Below are 17,944 nucleotides of genomic sequence, written 5' to 3'. Positions count from 1 at the left end.
TCCATCACATTATGGCTAAAGTAGGAATATAAAAATGGACGAGTTCGGGAAGTTGATAATTGTTGCGCGGGTATCCATGCAAATAAAAAGGTAAGAGGTTGCCCTCTTACCAGAAAGGATCTAGGCGTGCTCCTTTAACATATCTAAGGCGACAGCTTGTGCTATTTTTATACCATCAATACCCGCTGATAATATCCCGCCTGGCATAGCCTGCACCTTCACCACCAGGATATAACCCTTTGGTATTAATGCTTTGGAAGTCATTACCGCGTTTTATTTGCACCGGTGATGAGGTTCTGGTTTCGACCCCCGTTAACATCGCATCTTTACTATCAAAACCGCGTATTTTTTTAGCAAAAGCGGGTAGAGCTTCGCGAATTGCAGCAATCGCAAATTCGGGCAGCGCTTCACTCAAATCGGTCATTTTTACATTGGGTTTATAGGAAGGTTCAACATTTTCAAAGGGCTTACCTTTACCTGCCGCTAGAAAGTCCCCGACCATCTGCGCAGGCGCATCATAATTACTGCCGCCCATAATGTACGCATTACGCTCCCACTTACGCTGTAGTGCAATCCCCTGTAATGGGTCATTATTAAAATCACTCGGCGCAATACCTACCACAATCGCACTATTCGCATTTCGTTCACTACGTGAGTATTGACTCATTCCATTAGTCACTACCGCCTCTTTTTCCGAGGTTGCCGCAACAACAACACCACCGGGGCACATGCAGAAACTGTAAACAGAGCGACCATTCTTACAATGATGCACCAGTTTATAATCCGCCGCCCCTAAAATAGGATGTCCTGCATTGATACCAAAACGGTCTTTATCAATCATCTCCTGCTTATGCTCGATGCGGAATCCCATCGAGAAAGATTGTGCCTCAAGGTGTACCCCTTTGTCATGGAGCATCTGCACAGTATCGCGGGCGCTATGTCCGATTGCCATGACTACATAGGGAGAATCAATTACTTCACCATCACTCAGGGTTACCCCTGTCACCTGACGGTTTTCATCAATATTAAGCTCCTCAACTCGCGTTTGAAAACGAATTTCGCCACCTAAAGCAATGATCTTACTGCGCATTTTTTCCACCATGGTGACTAATTTATAAGTACCAATATGCGGCTTACTGACATAGATAATTTCCGCAGGCGCTCCCGCTGCAACAAACTCTTGTTTTACTTTTAAACCTAAGAAACCGGGATCTTTCACTTGGCTATATAACTTACCATCGGAAAAAGTACCAGCGCCACCTTCACCAAACTGCACATTTGATTCGGTATTGAGCTCGCTAGTACGCCAAAAACGAAAGGTATCTTTGGCACGCTCATGTACTGACTTACCACGCTCAATAAGAATTGGTTTAAAGCCCATCTGCGCTAAAATCAGTGCTGTAAATAACCCACAGGGGCCCATCCCGACAACAATCGGTCGCTCTCTCATATTTTCAGGGGCTTGAGCCACATATTGATAACGGGTATCGGGGGAGGAACGCACATTTGGATCCTTTGCAAAACGCTGCAGAATATCCTCTTCATCAACATTTTTTAACGTAACATCAAGGGTATAAATTAATATCACTACATTACGTTGACGTGCATCGTAACCGCGTTTGAAAATATGAATATCAACCAATTGCTCTGCTGAAATAGCAAGCTTCTCGAGTACATATTGCTGCAAAGCCGTTTCACTATGATCCAGTGGCAGTTTAACTTGATTGAGACGTATCATGGGGTCACCTGAGTAAAAATAGAGCACAATAATAAAGCGCGTAGTTTACGTTATCTTAAGATGAAATGAAAACAGAGGGGCTGGAAATCAGTAAATAATATATGGCACAAGGAATGTCTGATAAACCATTAGATTAACGCTATCAACTATGATGTAATGATATTGTTTAGTTTTTCATTTATCGGAATATTACATGACACTGTTGATTTTATACTTATCTATTGCTATTGGCATTTCATTTATATGCTCCATTTTAGAGGCCGTGTTGCTTTCGATTACCCCAAGCTATATCGAACAAATTTCCGCAGATAATTCTCGTTCAGGTAAAATATTAGTTAAGGTAAAAACTAATTTAGACGAATCACTTTCAAGTATTCTCATTTTAAATACCTTTGCACATACTATCGGTGCAGCCGGTGTTGGCGGCCAAGCAATTCGTATTTTTGGAGAACAATGGGAAACACTGATTGCCGTGTTATTAACCTTAGCTATTTTATATTTATCAGAAATAATACCAAAAACCTTAGGGGCAACTTTTTGGCGTAATCTCGCGACACCAGCTGCCTACACCATATCTTGGTTAATCAAACTTGTTTACCCTCTAGTCTGGCTATCAACTAGGATCACTCAACTATTTAGTAAAGATAGAGAAAATGAGATCACCCGGGAAGAGATCATTGCATTGGCTTCTTTAGGGCATAAAGATGGTGCATTGTTTGCCCAAGAAAATGAGTATTTATCGAATTTGTTAAAATTACGCGAATTCAAGACTGAACATATTTTAACTCCTCGCACCGTTGTACACATGTTACATCAAGAGATGACTGTTACAGAGGCGCTCAATTTAGCTGAAACACGGCAATTTTCACGTATCCCAATTTACAGGGAAAATATCGATAACATTGTAGGCATGGTATTACGTAACCAGTTATTTGAAGCTGAACGGTCAGGGTGTGGCGACCACCCTCTCAGTGACTATATTGTGCCACTGATGCGAGTATCTGAAAAATTACCGGTGCAAAAATTACTGGATCGGTTTATAAAAAACCATATTCACTTATTCCTCGTTGAAGACGAATACGGACAAACAGCAGGAATTGTATCGCTAGAAGATGCGATTGAGACCTTACTAGGTCGTGAAATTATTGACGAAAGCGATACGGTAACCGACTTACAGGCGTTAGCCAGAGGGAATTATCGAGAACGCTTACGCACAGAAAAAAATGGGGATGTAGAGTAGTATTAACAGCCATCAAGTTAGCTTAATTACAGCTCAATAACGCCCTCGGCAGCTCAATACAATCGTGCAAAGGCGGACTGAAGTCCGCTGTTCAATAGGGGGGAAAGTAAAGGTTATCGCCCTTTCATTGCCCCCATCATATCCCACATTGGGGTAAAGATACCCAAGGCTAAAATCAGTACCATGCCTGCTACAATACAGATCAAAATAGGCTCGATTTTCGCGGTCATATTTTTTAATTCATAATCCACTTCGCGCTCATAGAAGTCAGCAGCTTCATTAAGTAATTCATCAACTTGCCCCGTCTCTTCACCAACCGCCATCATTTGCAATACCAACGGCGTGAACAGCCCCGCTGCATTAGCGGTATTTAATAGCGTTTCGCCTGACTCAATTCTGCCGCGCATGGTTAATATTTTAGCTTTGAGATATTCATTATCAACCGCAAAAGCAATCAAATATAAGGCATTATTTAACGGCACTCCAGCACTTAGCATCATTGCGAAGCTACGTGAAAAGCGAGCTAGCAAAGATCGTTCAATCACAGAGCCCACAACGGGAATACGTAGTTTCCATTTATCCCATAAATAGCCGCCTTTATCTGATCCTAGCCAGATTTTAAGAGCAATGAATATGGCAATTAAGCCGAACAGTAAGTAGTACCAATAATTAACAAAAAATGCCGAGGTCGCTAATAAAACTTGCGTGGTCCAAGGTAACTCGGCATTAAATTTTGCAAACATATTGGCAAAAACAGGGATAACATAAATATTCAAAATAACCATGGCAACCGACAAAGCAATCAGTACAAAACTAGGGTAACGCATGGCGCTTTTAACCCTTCTAATCGTCTCTGCTTCTTGTTCGATGTATTCCGATAGCTGTAAAAAAATGCGATCCAACTGACCGGTATTCTCGCCAACTTGCACCAGCGATATATACAGTTGCGAGAATACACGTGGGTGAGCGTTCATGCTTGCAGATAATGAGTAACCATTACGCATACGCTGCAAAATATCATGTAAAGCCGCACTTAACAGTTTTGAATGGCTCGAATCAGCAAGTCCATTGAGCGCACGTAAAATGGGAATGCCAGCTTTAGTTAATGAATATATTTGTCGAGTGAAAATGATTAGATCCGCTAATTTAACCTGTGATACAAAAATTTTCGAAAAATCTAGGCCATCGCCTTTAGCCGCAACCTCTTTTAATGCATTAGGCAAGATCCCCTTTTGCATTATCATATCAGCAGCGGATTCCTTAGAAGTAGATTCAATCTCCCCTTTAACGTTGTTGCCTTGGCTATCTCGCCCCGTGTATTTATAGATGGCCATTAATTTTTAAATCCATCATCTAGTGTTAAAGGTATGCTATTTGGCTGCGCTAAATTACTACTCGTACTAGCTTGCTCTGAAATTGCGTCAACGGCCTTTCCCCGCTCAAATCGATCGACCAATTTAAAGACCTCTTCTAAAGAGGTGATCCCCTGTTTTGCATAATCGAGTGCAGACAAAGCCAATGATTTAAAATTGGGCGAAACCTGCGCCGCTTTAGAGAATGCATCGGTATCATCTAAACGTAATGCAGAGATCATATCTTCGTCTAATTCCAATAACTCAAACACACCGATTCGCCCCTTATAACCAGTGAAGTTGCAACGTTGGCAGCCAATCGCAGAATGGAATTGTAATTGTTGGTGAGCATCACCCGTTAGTTGTTCAAGTAAAATCTGTTGTGATACTTCAGGGGCTGCTGAGACTTTACAGTTACCACATAATCGACGCACTAAACGTTGTGCAATCACAGCACGCAATGCACTGGCGACTAAATACCCCGGCGCGCCCATATCTAATAGACGTAGAGTGCTACTAATCGCATCATTGGTATGCAAGGTTGAAAGCACTAAATGGCCCGTTAAAGCACCACGTAGACCAATTTCCATGGTTTCCGCATCGCGCATCTCGCCCACTAATAAAACATCTGGATCTTGGCGCAGAGCGGTACGTAATACCGTTGAAAAATTTAACCCTATTTTGCTATTGACCTGTACTTGATTGACACGATCTAAACGATACTCAACGGGATCCTCAACGGTAATAATTTTTTTTCCGGGCGAATTTAATGTGCTAAGAGCGGTATAGAGCGTCGTCGTTTTACCACTACCCGTTGGCCCCGTTACTAATATCAAACCATTTGGACGCTGCAACTGTAACTCAAAACGTGCTTGTAAATGGTCAGGTATGCCAATCTCTTCAAAGGATAGCACCCCTGCCGATTGATCAAGCAAACGCATAACCATCGATTCTCCATCTTGAATCGGCATGGTTGAAACACGTACATCAATACTGCGCCCTTTAATATTGATATTAAATCGGCCATCTTGTGGTAAACGTTTTTCCGAAATATCTAATTGTGACATTAACTTTAAACGTAATATCAAGGCGCTGGCGATACTATTTTCTGGTAATAACGTCTCCTGTAAGACACCATCAATACGTTGCCTGATACGCAATACTTTCTTATCGGGTTCGATATGAATATCCGATGCGCCAACCTGCACGGCATCTTCAAACAGAGATTGGATCAGTTTTGCAACTGTGGCATCGGACCCTTCGGTCATATCTAAATTTGAAGTTGCATCAAATGCGGAACTTTCACCATGTTCTTCACTAAGTTTTACGGCGAATGAGGCGATTTCTTTAGTACGTCGATAAACACGGTCAAATGACTCTATGATTTGATCTTCGCGAGCGATCAATAGCTCAAAGGGACGCCCCTTTAATAGGCCAGATAAAACTTCTAAGTTATGTAAATCGGCAGGATCAGAAACAACTAAGGTGATCATATTACCGTTATCATGAATCGCTAAAGCACGCATACGACGCGCATGTACTTCAGGAATTAATTGCACGGCATTATGGTCAATTTTGACTTTGCTTAGATCAACGATTTTTATATCTAACTGACGAGATAAAAAGGTCAGCATTTGATCTTCACTGATATAACCTAAATGGATTAACGTTGCCCCTAATTTAAGCCCTAATTTGCCTTAGCGTTCCTGCAACGCGTCATTTAGTTGTGATGGGCTAATTAGTTGCTCTTCAACAAGTAAATCACCGAGGCGTTTCTTTAATTTAGGTTTCATTGCATGCCCCTATGTTGATCTAAATAACGCAACCGTTGATTAATATAATCCTTCGCTTTACTTGATAAGTCATGTTGCAATAGCGCAAAATTATAGCTTGTAATCGCCAACTCTCTTTTCATTTGTTTATCCTGCGCTATCGCTAATGACATTCTCCAGCGACCATTATTAACCTGTTGCGATAGCAAATCCTGATATAATTGTTCCGCTTGTGCATATTTTTTTAGCTTAAGCGCTAACACAGCAAAACTAACATAATAATCCAAATGGCCTGCAACATTGGGTGGGTTATGCGCCAGATAGCGGTAGGCTTTTTCTTCATTTCCCTCTTTTAACGCCATCCGTGACAATATCAAGTTGAAATCGGAATAGTGTGGAGATGTTAGCGCCCCTTGTTGTAATAAACGTTGTGATTTAGAGACATCCCCAACACTATAGTAATAAAGCGCTAAGGATTTTCGCACTTCATTAAGCTCAGGCTGAACAGAAAGTGCCTGTTCACGCTTATTAGCGGCTAAATTCAAGTCCCCTTTAGCTTCGGCTTTATCGGCCTCTTTTAAATAAATTTGTGCTAATTCTGATGCACTTAGCTGCGCCGGTTTTATCTCTAAAAAGGTGCTTTCTTCACTACTCTCTGTTGTTAGCGGAGTGACTGCCACAGCGGTTACTTTTTTATCAGCCAAGGTTGGCGGATTCGCAGGTGGACTCATCAACGTGTTTGCTTTCTCTGAGACAACAGGTTGTACTTGAGGTTTAATTTTAGGTTTAGGTTTAGGTTTAGGTTCAACCAGTGCGACAGGTGCGACGTTATTAATGACCGCAGGCTGTTTTTTTCTGGCGTGGCGACCTGATTCATGGAGGGGGGCGTTATTGCTGATGTTTGCTCAACACTTTCAAGAGGTGCGTTAGCATTGCTGGGTGGCGCCACTAATCGCTTATTATTACCTTCATCAATACTCGGAGGCGCGCTCACTAAAGAGGGATCGGCTAACCCGTTATTTTGCGTAAAGATAAGATAAGAGAGGCCCAATGATGAGCCGATTAATAGGATAATAAAAAATATGATTGCTAGTTTTTTTTTGTTATTTTTTTTCGGCATACCGCTTAATACGGGTTGTGCATGCTGTGATTTTTCAAAATCTTGATACATTTGATTAATAATGCTCATATTCCACCTTTCCACCACCAAAATAAAACACCATTAAATATGACAAAGAAGGCTAGCAACAACCACCAACGATTCAATTTATCTAATGCATAGGCATCTTCAGTATCATCAATAGCTTGGGCTACCAGTTTATTGTTAATTTTATAATGTTGCTGCCCATAGGTAAGCATTAATGTTTTATGGCATAAAATATTAATTAAACGCGGGATGCCACGGCTAGCGCGGCTTATTTTTCGGCATACTTGAGGAGTAAATAATGACGCACCACGATAACCAGCTTGTTGTAAACGTTGGGAAATATATCGTTCAATCTCATCATCGGACAGCGCCCGTAATTGGTAAGAAAACGAGATCCGTTGACGCAATTGCCGTAAATTACTTTGTGCTAATCGAACATCCAATTCCGGTTGTGCAAACAAAACTACTTGCAATAATTTTTGCGACCCCGTTTCTAAATTGGAGAACAATCTCAACGCTTCAAGCGTTGAATCAGGAATCGCCTGTGCCTCATCAACTAGCACCAACACCTTCTTTCCCTGCTCAAGTAAATACAATAACCGCGTTTTAATCTCTCCAGTTAACAGAAACTGTTCCTGCAAATGGCTCGGGTCGACACCTATTTTATTAGCCAAAGCAGAGCGTAACTCATGTGCACTCAGGTAAGGATTGTCGATATTCACGATAATGTATTGATCCGCGAGGTCACGTTGGATTTTATTACATAAAAGCGTCTTACCCGTGCCAACCTCTCCGGTTATTTTTAAAATCGCTTCGCCCAGTGAAAGCGCAGTAACAATCACTTCTGATGCTTCTTTGTGCGGCGTAAAATCAATATAAAAATTAGGATCGGCAGTTAAAGAAAATGGCACTTCAGCTAATCCAAAATGTTGTAAATATATCATTCTGACGGATACCACTTTTCAATCAATTCAGAGGATTTCACCAACTCTTGTTTCCAGGTATTCTGCTTAACAATTTGTGGCTTAACTAAAATGATTAATTCAACCTTTTCGTTCTTTTTGTCTCGATTAGTAAAGAATTCACCTAACCAAGGTATATCACCAAGTATCGGCGTTTTAGAGACGACATCCTGTTCAATCTGGCTCATTAAACCACCAATAATAATGACATCCCCAGATTTTGATTTAACCACCGTATCCGACTCCCGCACTTCACTTTTCGCTAAAGGAAGCGTTAGTGAGCCAAGTTCAGTCCCAAAGTCGATGGTTTTATTCTGTTCTTGAATATCAATAATTGAAGGGTGGATATGTAATAAAACCGAATCATCGTTATTAATCTTCGGCGTGACATCAACAGCTATCCCCGAGAAAAATGGCGTCAACTCTATATTCGGGGTTGAGGTTGTCGCATTACCAGTCACCGTTGTTGTGGAAACATCGGTGACAAAGTATTCATCACCACCAATCTTAATTAACGCTTTTTGATTATTCATTGCCGTGATGCGAGGTTTGGAGAGCACATTTACATCGCCCTGTGTTTTTAATAGTGAAAGAACCGCGCTAAATGATCCTTTACTCACCGTCAAAGCGCCCCCCCCACCAATCGCAGTTTGAATCACGTTATCAGCTATCTTAGATACACTATCAAAGACTAAATCGGACCCGCCAATACTGGCGTTAGCGCTCTGCCAAGAAACCCCCTGTTGATAACGGTCGCTCAATGTGACCTCAATGAGCTGCATCTCAAGTATTACTTGACGGTTTAAGTGATCGGTTTCGTTCTCTAAAAACTCTTTAACATTACGAATTTCATCAGGATATGCTCGGATAGTGATCGTCCCTGACATCGGGCTAACAATAACATCTCGCCCTGTTTTTCCTCCTAATAAAGCTCTTATTTTATTATCTAAGTAAGCCCAATAGTTGGTGCTAGTCACTGTCACAATTTCAGTGCCATCATCTAGGCTACTGGAAGCAAAATCACCAGTAAATTCATCACCACCAGTTTCAGAGTCTCCAGTAAAGTTGTTATTAGCACTATTATTGTTGTTATTATTATTATCGTTATTATTATCGTTATCTTGATTATCAGCCGAACTACTTAAATGGCCTGCTAATACGGTAACTTTAGCCCCCCCCATACGGTTCATAAATAAATAGTCCAATGTAAAACTCGCGATACGCATTCCGACAGGATAAATATGATAAACGTTACCTTTAAGCTTAATTTCGTAACCATACATATCTTCGATGACGGCAAGCGCCTCGGGTAACGTAACCTGTTTTAAAGAGAGGGTTATTTTTCCGCTAACATTCGGATGAATAGCAACACTATAGGATGAGTCTCGAATTAATGACGAAAAAAATACGCCAGCATCAACATCCCTTGCGGAAATATCGATACGTTTTTCCGCCACAAAGGTCGATTCCGACAATTCGGATAAATCGGCATAGAGCTCATCGGCAACATCACTCGGCAATTCAAGATTTTGAACTTGCTGATCGATGCCCTCTTGTAATATTTGTTTCTGCTCTGACGCGGTGTTTTTTTTCGTTGTTTGACAAGCTGTTAACAATAAAATACAACAACCTATCGAAATCATTTTTTTCATTTTCTATTTTCCATAATACATATTGCGATTACTTTATAAATTGCTCTTTGTTGCTATATAAATTTAATTTATATAGCTTTTCGGCGTAACGTAATAAAACCGCATCCGGATCAATTTTGACGATCTGATAACCATTAACCCAATGATTTTGGCTATATAGCTTATTATTTAAAATCACAGTCTGCTTGTTTTCACCAATAAAAATACTAGTTAACCTTGGTAACGCAGGCCGCCCAGCTTTTTTCACTACCTTTGCTTTATAATCAAGCGGGGTTGTTGGGTCAACCAACACCTCCTCGGCATTGAGATGGAAACTGCTCATACAAGCCAATAAAAAAATATATTTAACCACTGACTAAATCCTGTTGATCACTAAGTGTATAAATTTCAATCGTCACCTGCGCTAAGGGGTAGTGAGTGACTTGATAAGTAAGAGCCGACCAATAAAACTTCTCTGGTATATTTTCTAAATTAACCAGATATCGATAAATAGCGTTATAATCACCCGATAACGTTACCGCCAAGGTATGTTTATAAAATGGGTTTTGTAGAGTTTTAGTCATATCACTTCCGGCCTGCGAGTTCTCTGCGTTGAACGCTTTAACAGGCAATGAAACGAGTGACTCTATCTTAACGCCAGTGCTTTTACTAAGCACTTTCGTTAATGCAATAGGCATCTTTTGCGCTCGAATAAATTTAACTAATTTTTCATCAAGAGTTTTGTCCAAGCTAACTAATGTTCGCTCAGAAAATGCTATTTGCGTATTTATCTCCTGTAGAGGGTCTTTCTTTAATTCACCTTTTACTCTTGCAACCTCTTTGTTTAATTCATTCTCTTTTTTATAACTTAGCGCCAACGTTTTCTCTATTTTCACCTGTTTTAGCTGCGCAGGTTCAATGATCCAATAATAGTTAATAACCAAAATAGAAAAAAGCAATCCAGCAAAGATAATCACCCGTTCACGCAATGTTATGGCGTTGAATGCTTTTTCTAATTTATTAATGTGGGCTTTTATCATTTTTGCCCCCGTTTGTTATCTTCTTTTTTAACCATATTACTTAATATAAAATTAAAGCCGTTGTCACTCTCTGATATATTGATCTGCTCAAAGGCAATATCTAATAACTCATCCGTTGTTTGTACTTTACTTAACCACAGCGGCACAGAATCACTCTGTTTTGCATATCCGGAGATATTGAGTCGCCCATTAATAATAGAAAAGTTATCAATACTAACCGCATCGGTGCTTGCCAATGATAGCCCTTTCATCAGAACAGAAAAGCTCATTACGTCAATATCAATGATATCTAAGCTCGCCAACAATTGCTGCTTAGCATTAATCTCTTGCTGTAATGCAAGCTGTCTGCGCACTTTATGTTCAGGAGCCCTATTCTTTTGTAGCTCAACCACAAGTGCAGACAGTTCATTCTGTTTATCTGTTAATACCGATTCATGTACACGTAATTTCTTTTGCACATGTTCTATTCCCTGATTAACAATAAAGGGAGTAATAACAAGGCTCAGCACGCATAACGCAGCCACTAACGAAAACTGCTTAAAGGTCGCTTTTTCGCGTTTAGGATAACAACTAGGTTGGTATAGATTAATCTTCGTTTTCATTTACCTAACTCATCCATCAATAGTCCATAGGCAACAATATTACTAAAGTCATATTGTTGCGCTTCACCAAAGGGTTCAACCTTGCGAGCCAGATTTGCCCCTAATTGGCTGGTTAAGGCATTAATATCGGGGCAAGATAAAGCCACATATAAATGATTTATTGATGCAATACGTAATTGCGAATTAATATAGTCAAGCGCGCGCTGTAATTCTAAACTTAACCCATCGATAAGTACGTTCTCCTGCTCACCAAGTGGTAGCGCTAATAAATCATTAAAGCCTCGAATTCGGTGCGAAAAATAGAGCTGACCATTTTTAACGACGGTAAAGACTAAGGCATTCCTCTCTTCAGAGAGTAATGCATTGGTTTCGTTTTCTACATTTAAAAGTGCCGTTAATGATAACTCTTCGGTACTAATCTCCTTTAATTCCATTTCACACTTAAGTAGTAAATCACGGATATGAATAACCAATTTCATCGCCGTGCAGACCACGGTAATTTGCTCGCCTTTATGTTGTTGTAGCGGAATATCATAATAATCAACAACAAGATCAAAAATACTTTCTGATACCAAATCTTTTATGGCAAAGGGGATACTGGCTAATAACTCACTATCTTCAACCTTCGGTTTTTCTATATCAAAGGTTTGATAAAAATCGCGACTTAACACCACTCGCACTTGATGATGTTGTAATTTATGCTGCTGTACTAATGAGGATAAGGCTTCGCCCCATTCTTGATCAGTGGCAACGCGCGCCTGTGCAAGCAAATCAACACGTCCATCTGCCATGCCACAAATAGCGACTCTATTCGTCCCTAAATATACGCTAATTTGAGACGATGATTTTTTAGAAAAAAACTTTTTAAGCATCTTGCTTTTACTTTCCCAACAAAAAATAATTGATCTTTATTAAATAATCATTAGAACATAGATTTTCTAAAATATCGTTGATATGTGCCGAAAATATAATGTTTCCTTTCAATTAGGGAGTCACCTCCCATTATTATTTACCTAATATCCCCATGTTACCTCAAGATGCTTTGTCAGGCGCTGAGTTCGGATACCAGAGCAAGACGTAACATGATGCACTTTTCTATGGTTACAACGCAGGAGAGTTGCGAGCTAGTACCTGATTAGTGGATAAATACATTTTCTCTAATAACGAGTATAATAGGTCACTAATACCCATTTCACCGGAATAATTGCGAGAGTCTGGTGAATTCATCACATAGGAAAAATAATGTCACCTGCGAATAAAATTTACTCGAATACCAGCCAAGTATTACAGCGCAATGAAGCACTCTTTGAAAATAAAAATATACTGGTAGCCGGTAACATAGATGATGATTATCCAGTACAGCTGCAGACATTAGCAAATTCCAGCACTTTTTGTTTTAGTGACTATCGGTATTATACGGCCTTAAAAGGTAAATTAAACAGTTCAGAAGTACATTTCTGCGCTAACTTTCAAAGCAATCAAAAATTTGATTTATTACTGATTTTTTTACCTAAATCTAAACAAGAAAGCCAATATCTATTAGCTAATTTAACGCCCCATTTGCTACCGGGTGCAGCCATTATTCTCGTTGGTGAAAAAAAGTGTGGCATAAAAAGTGCCGGTTCCTTATTAACCCCCTATTCACCCACCGTTAATACCATTGATTCGGCTCGTCATTGCAGCATCATATTCGCTGAATTAACCCATCAAGTAAAACCCTTTGAACTACAACAGTGGATCAAAACATACACGCTAAATATTAATGAGGTCAGCATCGATATCTGCTCATTACCCGGTGTTTTTAGCTATGGTGAGTTAGATAAAGGCAGTGAATTACTATTACAGAATTTACCCAATGAAATGAGTGGCACTGTACTTGACTTTGGTTGTGGCGCAGGTGTTTTAGCTTGTTATATATTAAGCCTACATGCAAACCTAAAAATAAATCTTGTCGATATCAATATTTATGCAATAGAGAGCGCCAAACTCTCATTAGCTAAAAATAAACTCCAAGCGAATGTTTTTGCATCGAACGTTTTTTCGGATGTATCAGATAAATATGACCTACTCCTCTCTAATCCCCCTTTTCATTCAGGTCAAAAAACCGATTATAGTGCTGCAGAGACCTTTATTGCAGAGGCAAGTTTACACCTTAACAATGGAGGAAGAATGTCCATAGTAGCCAATAAATTTCTCCGTTATGAACCACTACTCAACAACGTGTTTTCAACGGTAACAACAATCGCTGAGAATAATAAATTCAAAGTAATAACTAGCTTCAATAAATAGATATATATTATCCGTAAAAGTATCTCTTTAGTGAATTTCTGCTAATTTTTATATGGTAAATAACATTTATTCACCATTTTACTTTGGAGATATTTATGGCTGGTATTCTGGCAATGATTTTAGCCAGTGGGGAAGGCGCTCGCCTTTTCCCTTTGACAGAGACAAGAACGAAACCAGCAGTCCAGTTTGCAGGAAATTATCGCATTGTTGACTTCGCATTAAATAATTTTGTGAATGCAGACTTATTAAAAATTTATGTGCTTACGCAATTCAAATCTCAATCTCTAAATTTACATTTACGTAAAGCGTGGCGGCTCTCTAACATAACTAAACGTTTTATCGAGCCAATCCCAGCACAGCAGCGCGTTAATAAAAATTGGTATATTGGTACAGCTGATGCTATCTACCAAAATACACGTTTTATTAAACAAAATTCACCTGAACACGTCTGTATTTTTGGGAGTGATCATATTTATAAAATGGATGTTCAACAAATGGTTGAGCACCATAAAAACAAGGGAGGATGCCTCACTATCTCCGCGATTCGCGTTGCCAAGGAACAAGCCTATCACTTTGGTATTATCGAAATTGATGAAGATGGACGGGTAATCGGTTTTGCTGAAAAACCCGCTGTACAGGATGCTAAAACAATTCCCGGAGATCCTGACCATGTCTTAGCTTCAATGGGTAACTATATTTTTGAAACGAAAACGTTACTGAAAGAGCTCTACGCAGATGCAAAAAATATCAATTCTAGTCATGACTTCGGTAAAGATATCATTCCTAAACTGTTCGCTAATAATGCTGTTTTTGTTTACAAATTAAGTGATAATTTTATTCAAGACGAACCAGCAATCGCCTATTGGCGAGATGTCGGCACGATAGATTCTTATTGGGAGGCTCATATGGATATGTTGCGCCCAAATCCACCTTTTTCACTTTATAATAAACATTGGCCACTGCATACCTATCATCCACCTCTGCCTCCCGCAACATTTAGCGAGTCAACTAATTATGTCACTCATATAACACAATCCTTCATTGGAGCAGGCTCTTATATCAACGGCGCTACGATTAGAAATTCCTGTTTAGGGTTCCGTAGCCATGTCTATCAAGATGCCACTATTGACGGCTGTATTTTTCTAAGTAACACGAAAATCGGGCAAGGTTGCCGTTTAACTAAAGTTATTCTTGATAAAAACGTTGAGATCGCACCGGGTACCATTATTGGTGAAAACCTAGAGGAAGATCGTAAAAAATATACCGTCACTGAAAATGGGATCATTGTGATAGGTAAAAACAGTAAAGTAGGCTTTTAATCCCGCTGATATCTGTTAACTCAGGTTTTATGGGTATATTAACTTTAAATATAGGTTGCAATTATGGCAAAAATTCTTTCAATGATTTTAGCGGGTGGAGAAGGTTCGAGACTTTATCCGCTTACACAATATCGCACCAAGCCTTCTGTACCTTTTGGTGGTAGCTATCGCCTAATCGATTGTGTACTCAATAATTTTGTAAATTCAGATTTAATTAGAATATATGTACTAACTCAATTCAAATCTCAATCTCTTAATAAACATTTACATCATGCTTGGGAGCTAAATAGTTTTACCGATACCTTTATCGATGCAATACCGGCACAAATGCGAATAGGCAAGCATTGGTATAGCGGTACTGCTGATGCTATTTATCAAAACCTACAATTTATTGAATCCGATGAAGCCGATATAGTTTGCGTATTTGGTAGCGACCATATTTATAAAATGGATATTCGTCAAAAGATCACCTATCACGAAAATAAAAAGGCTGTTTTGACTGTTTCAGCTATTAAACTTCCCAAAGAACAAGCCCACCATTTTGGTATTATTGAAGTGGATGAAGATGGCCGCATGATAGGCTTTGTTGAGAAACCGAGGGTGCAAGAAGCAAAAACAATTCCAGATGATCCCACACATGTGCTTGCCTCAATGGGTAATTATGTTTTTAACTCCAAAGCGCTTCAGGAAGAGCTAAAACGTGATGCCGCAATTGCTGATTCTAGCCATGACTTCGGTAAAGATATTATTCCCTATCTTTATCCACAGGGTAACGTCTTTGTCTATGACTTTACTAACAACACCATACAAGAAGAAGATGGTGAAACCTATTGGCGTGATGTCGGCACCATTGAATCTTACTGGCAAGCGAATATGGATTTAATCCAATATCCGCCCCCCATCTCCTTTTATAACCATAAATGGCCAATGCATACTTATTATCCTGCATTACCACCCGCTCATTTTCAAAATGCCGAAGATGCGAATTGTTCGATACGGAAATCGCTTATTTCTGATGGATGTTTTATCATCGGGGCGATGATTACAAAGTCTGTCTTAGGTTTTAACTGTGTTGTCGAAAAAGATACCGATATCTCAGAATCAATTTTACTTGGCGACATTAGAATTGGTAAAAATTGTAAGCTCCATAAAGTGATCATTGATAAAGATGTTCATGTTGCCGATAACATCAATATCGGCTTTAATCTTGAAGAGGATAAAAAGCGTTTTACCGTCTCCGATGAAGGCATTGTGGTTATTCCCAAAGGGGCCAGAATCACGGCATAACAAATTTAACAAAAACAATCTCTTCATAGTATCACTATTGAGGGCTTAAACTTATTGTACATGGCAATGCGATTGCCCAAGGAGTTTTTCATTGAATAATCATAGAAAATTAAAAATTATTTTCATCTCATCAGAAGTAGACGGTTTTTCTAAAACAGGTGGTTTAGCAGATGTCGCCAAAGCACTCCCCATTGAATTACGCGATTTAGGCCATGATGTTACTATCATCACCCCCTTTTACGGCACTATAGAACATCGTGAAGAAGCTCAACATAGGCACTCCTTAACATTAAATACCGATGCCTGTCGTCCCGATGTTAAATTTAATGTACAGTCTCTTCATTTAGATGGTATTGAAGTATTAGCCATTGATAACGCGCATTACTTTGATCGCCTCGGATTATACGGAGAAGAGAATAAGGCTTACCCTGATAATGGAGAGCGTTTTGCTTTTTTTGCCCTCGCTGCGTTGCAAACTTGCGAAGCGTGTGACTATACCCCCGATATCATCCATTGTAACGATTGGCATACAGGCTTAGTCCCTTATTTACTAAAAACGCGTTACCATGATAGCTCTCGTTTTACTTTCACGAAAACAGTGCTCACAACACATAACGCCTGTTATCAAGGTATTTTTGATAAGTCTCAACTTAACTTAATACCAGAAATAAGCGCTTGCATGGATGAACGAGTTTTAGAGAATTATAATTATATTAATTACTTGAAAGTCGGTGTTACCTACAGCGATAAAATTAATACAGTTAGTCCTAACTATGCCAGTGAACTATTAACCGTACTTGGTTCGCATGGAATGTCAGAACATTTTATTGCTCGTATGCATGATTTTGAAGGTATACTAAATGGTTGCGATTACCTAGATTGGAACCCTCAAAGCGACAATTTGATTACAGATAATTTCTCCGCAGATGATCTCACAGGCAAAGCATTATGCAAAAAATCGCTACAAAATAAAGTGGGTTTGCCTGTCAATGACAACCCGTTATTTGGGATGATATGTCGCTTAACAGATCAAAAAGGTTTTGGTTTAATAATACCAATGCTGGATCGCTTTTTAAAACATAACGTACAATTGGTGATTATAGGTTCAGGCGATCCAGGGATTACAGGCCACCTAAGCGCAATCGCCAAACATTACCCCGATAAATTCAAATTTATTGATGCCTACAGTGATAGGCTTTCACATATGATAGAAGCCGGTGCTGACTTTTTCCTCATGCCATCCATTTTTGAGCCCTGTGGTCTAAACCAACTCTACAGCTTAGCGTATGGGACTCTTCCTATCGTGCGAGGTGTAGGTGGATTAAAAGATACCGTCATCGACTATGACCAAGATCCTGACAACGCAAATGGTTTTATGTTTCATGATATAAACCCAAATCAACTGTTGAATTTATTACGTCGTGTATTGCTACTCTACATCGAGCACCCGGAAGAGCTACAACGTTTAAAACAACAGGCGATGCGCAGCCATTTTTATTGGTCTGATGCCGCTAGACATTATCAACACCTTTATTACAACGCCCTTTTTTCCCATAAGATATAAT

Annotated in this window: 15 protein-coding genes and 1 pseudogene; 5 read left to right on the top strand and 11 right to left on the bottom strand. The window is 39.5% G+C overall.

Annotated features, from left to right (window positions below):
- Positions 1–120 precede the first annotated feature (120 nt).
- Positions 121–1,738: pseudogene (locus tag AB1A03_RS06150) on the bottom strand (NAD(P)/FAD-dependent oxidoreductase).
- A gap of 193 nt (positions 1,739–1,931) precedes the next feature.
- Between AB1A03_RS06150 and AB1A03_RS06145 the strand changes: the two are divergent.
- A complete protein-coding gene (locus AB1A03_RS06145; protein WP_354623755.1) occupies positions 1,932–2,978 on the top strand; it encodes a CNNM domain-containing protein in 1,047 nt (348 codons plus the stop codon).
- A 113-nt stretch (positions 2,979–3,091) separates the two neighbouring features.
- On the opposite strand, the gene AB1A03_RS06140 is transcribed toward AB1A03_RS06145, so the two are convergent.
- From AB1A03_RS06140 to AB1A03_RS06095, 10 genes are all read right to left on the bottom strand, one after another.
- Entirely contained in the window at positions 3,092–4,312 is a 1,221-nt protein-coding gene (locus tag AB1A03_RS06140; RefSeq protein ID WP_354623753.1) for a type II secretion system F family protein, read from the bottom strand.
- A complete protein-coding gene (locus AB1A03_RS06135) occupies positions 4,312–5,964 on the bottom strand; it encodes a GspE/PulE family protein (protein ID WP_502945928.1) in 1,653 nt (550 codons plus the stop codon). The genes AB1A03_RS06140 and AB1A03_RS06135 overlap by 1 nt, the downstream gene beginning before the upstream one ends.
- A 155-nt stretch (positions 5,965–6,119) precedes the next feature.
- Positions 6,120–6,833: a tetratricopeptide repeat protein gene (locus AB1A03_RS06130; RefSeq protein ID WP_354623751.1), complete on the bottom strand. Its 714-nt coding sequence runs from the start codon at positions 6,831–6,833 to the stop codon at positions 6,120–6,122.
- On the bottom strand, positions 6,833–7,291 hold the full coding sequence (locus AB1A03_RS06125; RefSeq protein WP_354623750.1) for a hypothetical protein: 459 nt from the start codon (positions 7,289–7,291) through the stop codon (positions 6,833–6,835). The genes AB1A03_RS06130 and AB1A03_RS06125 overlap by 1 nt, the downstream gene beginning before the upstream one ends.
- Positions 7,288–8,193: an ExeA family protein gene (locus AB1A03_RS06120; RefSeq protein WP_354623748.1), complete on the bottom strand. Its 906-nt coding sequence runs from the start codon at positions 8,191–8,193 to the stop codon at positions 7,288–7,290. The genes AB1A03_RS06125 and AB1A03_RS06120 overlap by 4 nt, the downstream gene beginning before the upstream one ends.
- The gene (gene mshL / locus AB1A03_RS06115; protein ID WP_354623746.1) at positions 8,190–9,863 is read right to left on the bottom strand and encodes a pilus (MSHA type) biogenesis protein MshL; all 1,674 of its coding nucleotides are present in this window, start codon (positions 9,861–9,863) and stop codon (positions 8,190–8,192) included. The genes AB1A03_RS06120 and mshL overlap by 4 nt, the downstream gene beginning before the upstream one ends.
- 28 nt (positions 9,864–9,891) lie before the next feature.
- On the bottom strand, positions 9,892–10,215 hold the full coding sequence (locus tag AB1A03_RS06110; protein ID WP_354623744.1) for a hypothetical protein: 324 nt from the start codon (positions 10,213–10,215) through the stop codon (positions 9,892–9,894).
- Positions 10,208–10,882, bottom strand: coding sequence for a hypothetical protein (locus tag AB1A03_RS06105; protein ID WP_354623743.1), 675 nt, complete (start codon positions 10,880–10,882; stop codon positions 10,208–10,210). Before AB1A03_RS06105 ends, AB1A03_RS06110 begins: the two co-directional genes overlap by 8 nt.
- Complete coding sequence (locus AB1A03_RS06100; protein ID WP_354623742.1) at positions 10,879–11,484, bottom strand: PilN family protein; 606 nt, start codon at positions 11,482–11,484, stop codon at positions 10,879–10,881. Before AB1A03_RS06100 ends, AB1A03_RS06105 begins: the two co-directional genes overlap by 4 nt.
- Complete coding sequence (locus AB1A03_RS06095) at positions 11,481–12,356, bottom strand: hypothetical protein (protein WP_354623741.1); 876 nt, start codon at positions 12,354–12,356, stop codon at positions 11,481–11,483. Before AB1A03_RS06095 ends, AB1A03_RS06100 begins: the two co-directional genes overlap by 4 nt.
- A gap of 370 nt (positions 12,357–12,726) precedes the next feature.
- Here AB1A03_RS06095 and rsmC point away from each other — a divergent pair, with 370 nt between their 5' ends.
- From rsmC to glgA, 4 genes are all read left to right on the top strand, one after another.
- Positions 12,727–13,773, top strand: coding sequence for a 16S rRNA (guanine(1207)-N(2))-methyltransferase RsmC (gene rsmC / locus AB1A03_RS06090; RefSeq protein WP_354623740.1), 1,047 nt, complete (start codon positions 12,727–12,729; stop codon positions 13,771–13,773).
- A 95-nt stretch (positions 13,774–13,868) separates the two neighbouring features.
- On the top strand, positions 13,869–15,092 hold the full coding sequence (gene glgC, locus AB1A03_RS06085) for a glucose-1-phosphate adenylyltransferase (RefSeq protein ID WP_354623739.1): 1,224 nt from the start codon (positions 13,869–13,871) through the stop codon (positions 15,090–15,092).
- Positions 15,093–15,155: 63 nt separating this feature from the next.
- Positions 15,156–16,379 carry a glucose-1-phosphate adenylyltransferase gene (gene glgC / locus AB1A03_RS06080; RefSeq protein WP_354623738.1) on the top strand — a complete coding sequence of 408 codons (1,224 nt, stop codon included), beginning with the start codon at positions 15,156–15,158 and terminating at the stop codon, positions 16,377–16,379.
- Between the two features lie 91 nt (positions 16,380–16,470).
- Positions 16,471–17,943 (top strand): glycogen synthase GlgA, encoded by a 1,473-nt coding sequence (gene glgA, locus AB1A03_RS06075; protein WP_354623737.1) that lies wholly within the window; start codon positions 16,471–16,473, stop codon positions 17,941–17,943.
- Position 17,944: the final 1 nt, after the last annotated feature.

Origin of the sequence: Psychromonas sp. MME2 (assembly GCF_040566515.1) — a bacterium.
GTDB lineage: Bacteria > Pseudomonadota > Gammaproteobacteria > Enterobacterales > Psychromonadaceae > Psychromonas.
The sequence above is the reverse complement of the archived record's forward strand: the minus strand, read 5'-3'. Positions and strand labels throughout refer to the sequence as shown.